General features: G+C 51.4%; 4 protein-coding genes. All 4 read right to left on the bottom strand.

The genetic code is table 11. The features are described from left to right. Nucleotides 1-609 (bottom strand): Mur ligase domain-containing protein (locus tag WAO31_RS06470; RefSeq protein WP_509591644.1); only part of this gene is annotated, 609 nt, incomplete at its 3' end. Beyond that, complete coding sequence (locus WAO31_RS06465; protein ID WP_509591642.1) at nt 610-2,367, bottom strand: peptidoglycan D,D-transpeptidase FtsI family protein; 1,758 nt, start codon at nt 2,365-2,367, stop codon at nt 610-612. 20 nt (nt 2,368-2,387) lie between these two features. Further along, nucleotides 2,388-2,864, bottom strand: a complete 477-nt coding sequence (gene ftsL, locus WAO31_RS06460; protein ID WP_509591640.1) for a cell division protein FtsL — start codon at nt 2,862-2,864, stop codon at nt 2,388-2,390. Continuing rightward, nucleotides 2,861-3,823, bottom strand: coding sequence for a 16S rRNA (cytosine(1402)-N(4))-methyltransferase RsmH (gene rsmH, locus WAO31_RS06455; RefSeq protein ID WP_509591646.1), 963 nt, complete (start codon nt 3,821-3,823; stop codon nt 2,861-2,863). The genes ftsL and rsmH overlap by 4 nt, the downstream gene beginning before the upstream one ends. Nucleotides 3,824-3,848: the final 25 nt, after the last annotated feature.

Genomic DNA, 3,848 nt, shown 5'->3' with positions numbered 1-3,848 from the left:
AGCCTGCGCTGATACTTCCCAGCCGACGTCGGTGACTTTTGATTCACGCATTCTGGCGATCAAGGCATGTGACTCTGGAGCCTCCGGCGAAGTGAGTCTTGAAATTATGATGTCATCTGCAAGGTGTCGCTCAACGCTTGAGCTCATACCGGGAACAGCACCAAGCTGCCTAAAAATAGCAGACAAAAAATGAACCGTTGAGGTCTTCCCGTTGGTTCCCGTCACTCCATACATAACAGGCATGTCGGATGACTGATTGCCGTAAACAAACCTCGCTGCTTCACCGAGGCGAAGTCTTGGTTGTTCAACAACAATCAAGGGCAGGTCGGCTCTCTCGAGAATTTCAAGGCCCGCGCTATCGGTTGCGACGGCAACCGCACCGAGGCTAATGGCCTGCTGAACAAAATTTGCGCCGTGGGTTTTCAACCCTGGCATAGCAAAAAAGATGTCTCCTGAGCGAACGTCGCCTGTGTTCATAGAAACACCGGTGAGTAAGACATCCTCCGAAGTTTCAGAAATTTCAACCCCGAGTTCTGCAGCGAGCTCACTTAGTCTGACCTGATTTGGTTTATCAGGCCTGAGGATTGGGGGAATCGATTGCTCTACCAACTATTTCCATTCAGTTGGAAGATCCGGGGATTTACCGGTGGAGGGCGGCACTCTATTTGCGAGAAGGACCTGAGACAAAATCTTTTGATAACCAGCTGCTGCTGCCATGGAGTTTGTCCAAACCTTCGTCGGCTTATAGATCATCACTCCCATTGCGTACTTGGGATTGTCAACCGGAGCCATTCCATAAAAAGAGGCAGCGTAGTAGCGGCCATAGCCACTTCCTTCTTTAATCTCGGCTGTTCCGGTTTTCCCTGCGGAGCGGTAGCCCGGCACTGCGGTGGTTTGTCCGATACCACCCTGCTCAACAACTTTTTCCAGCATGTGCATCACGTCATTCGCAGTTGAGGCTGAAACTACTTGAGTCGCATTTTGCTTAGGGATTCCAGTTAGGTTTCCATCGCTGTCTTGGCAACCGGCGACAAGTACCGGATTAAGCCTTACCCCCTCATTTGCAAGTGTTTGGTAGGCAGATGCCATTTGGACTGGTGATACCGAAAGAGCTTGGCCGAACATGGTAGTGAAGTTTGTTACCCCATCCCAGTCTTTATAGTGATTTAGAACTCCCCTGGTCTCACCCTCGAAGCCAACTGCGGTGGTTTTTCCAAAACCGAAGCGCTCCATAAACTCGTACCTGGTCTTGGCTGGAATATTCTCGGCGATTTTGATTGTTCCGGTGTTGGAAGAAAAACGTAATACACCGGTGAGAGTCCACTTCTCCGTGGGATGACCAAAACTGTCGGAGATGGTGTGATCAAAAACTCGAAGCGAGTAAGGCGCACGAACCTGCGTGGCAACGGTAGCAAACCCAGTTTCAATTGCAGTTGCCGCCGTTATTGCCTTCATCGTGGATCCAGGCTCAAAGGCGTATTGAAACACTCTCGCGCCGCGCTCTTCAGGATTTGATTTTCCCGGATCGTTAGGGTCCACGCTCGGGGCCTCTGCCGCTAGAACAATTCGTCCGGTCTTTACTTCAATCACTACCGCGGTCGCCCAATCAGCATCTAGTCTTTTTACTTCGCTGGCAAGAACTTGTTGGGCCTGGTACTGAAGGTCCGCATCAATTGTCAAAACAACATTTCGCCCGGGCTTAGCTTCTTGAAGCACGACCGTGCTGGCTGGAATCTTAATTCCATCTACGCCCTTTTCAAAACTTTCTTTACCGTCAACTCCCGCAAGACAAGCATTGAACTGCCGCTCGATGCCAGCTAGTGCATCACCGTCAGTTCCAACGAAGCCGATTAGATTTCCAGCTACTGCTCCATTTGGATAGAGGCGATTCCGGTGAGCATCAGAGAATATCCACGGGATACCTAGTTCAACAATTTGGCGATGAGTCTCGGCATCGACTCGCTTTTTCAAGTTCACATAGTGAGAGGTACCTATCAACTTTGGAAACAGCTCGCCAACATCTACTTCCAGAATTCGCGCAAGCTCGGTAGCTACCGACTCAACGCTCTCCACCTGCGTGATGCCATCGATTCTTCGCTCGACCGGTCTAACAATTGCAGGAGCTGCGTTGATGTCGTAGCGATAAACGGTGGTCGCCAGCACTTTGCCGTTGGCATCGACGATATCTCCACGAACCGCAGGGACTATCCTCGTGACCTCCCGCTTCTCCAGCGAGATTGCTTTAATTGATTCGGCACGGACGATTTGAAAATCAACGAGTCTGATGGCGAACACGGCGACCAAAATTACGGAGATGGTGATCAGAAGTCTTACTCTTCTAGCGCTGACCGGCCCCGCGTGATTCATGCTCGAATACCTTTCGCGGATTACCTTGTCGGTGATGCTGGAATGGAGCTCAAAGTTCCCTCAGCTACTTCAGAAAGTTGCCGTGGCTGCTCCGTGCTCGCCGGGGCCGCATCTTGTTCGGCCGGAGCCTCCTTAATCATGCTGGAGTTAGCAACCAAATTGCGGGATTGACTGCTTGAGCCAAGAGCTGGTTTTGGCTTACCAAATACCTTCTGGTCATCGAGTCGAAGAAATACCGGATTCGAGTTTGAGACCATTCCAAGCTTGCTGGCTGTGTTCAAGAGGTTTTGCTGTGAGGAAAGTGAGGCTACTTCCTCGGAAAGTATTTGTGATGTAGTGTCAAGCTCTCGCTTCTCGCGCTTTAGGTCTGATAGTTCATACACCGCCTGAGAGGTAGCGATGGTGAGGAAGAGGTGTAGTAGCGAGATGGCCAAAAACCCCATCACAACTATCATCACCAGTGGTCCCCTAGCCCTGGTTTGCGCAAACGCTCTCATGCAACTTTCCTTATCTTTTCTGCAGCCCGAAGTCGCACCGATGCGGACCTCGGATTACTTGCAATTTCCTCGAGACTGGCCTTTTCGGCGCCCTTGACGACAAGTTTTAGAACCGGAGCGTGCTCCGGAAGTTCAAATGGAAGCTCCACGGGAGCCGAAGAACTAGCGGCTTTTACGATTGCCTGCTTCACAATCCGGTCTTCCAGTGAGTGATAGGACAAAACCAATAGTCGACCGCCAATAGCTAGCGCATCAATAGCGGCTGGAACAGCCCGCTCAAGAATTTCTAGCTCTTCATTGACGGCAATTCTCAAGGCCTGGAAAACTCGCTTTGCCGGGTGACCCGAGGATTTACCTGGGATAAAGGGCACCACGTCGCTCACAATCGAGGCCAGCTGCTTGCTCGAAACAATTGGGCTCAACTTTCTTCTGGCAACCAGCTCGGCGGCAATCTTTGAGGAAAAGCGTTCCTCCCCGTACTCTTTGAAGATCCTGGCTAGCTCAGCTTCGGTCGCGGTGGCAACCAGGCTCGCCGCGCTATTGCCTGAATCAACGTCCATTCGCATGTCCAGTGGAGCGTCAAAGCTGTAGGCAAACCCTCGGTCTTTGCTGTCAATTTGCATTGAGCTAACGCCCAAGTCCATCAAGATTGCGTCTGCTTCGGCCTCGCCGTTTTCTTGAAGGGCTACATCGAGTTGATCGTAGGTACCGTAGAAAAACTTTGCCCTATCGCCAAATTCAGAAAGGCGATTTCTGGCGATGGCCAGAGCGCTCAGGTCCCGATCGATTCCGATAAGAGTCAGGTTTTCAAAGGCCCGCAAAAAAGCCTCGGAGTGTCCTCCGAGGCCTAGGGTGCAGTCAACTAAGACGGCGGATTCCTTGGAAAGCGCGGGAGCCAATAGCTCTAGGGTGCGAGAGAGCATAACTGGTTCGTGTAGGAAGTCTTGGTTGGTAGTCATCATGAGGTGTAAGTAGGTCCCAAGG

The sequence above is a fragment of the Rhodoluna sp. genome (assembly GCF_049276775.1).
In the GTDB taxonomy this organism is placed as follows: Bacteria; Actinomycetota; Actinomycetes; order Actinomycetales; family Microbacteriaceae; genus Rhodoluna.
The sequence above is the reverse complement of the archived record's forward strand: the minus strand, read 5'-3'. Positions and strand labels throughout refer to the sequence as shown.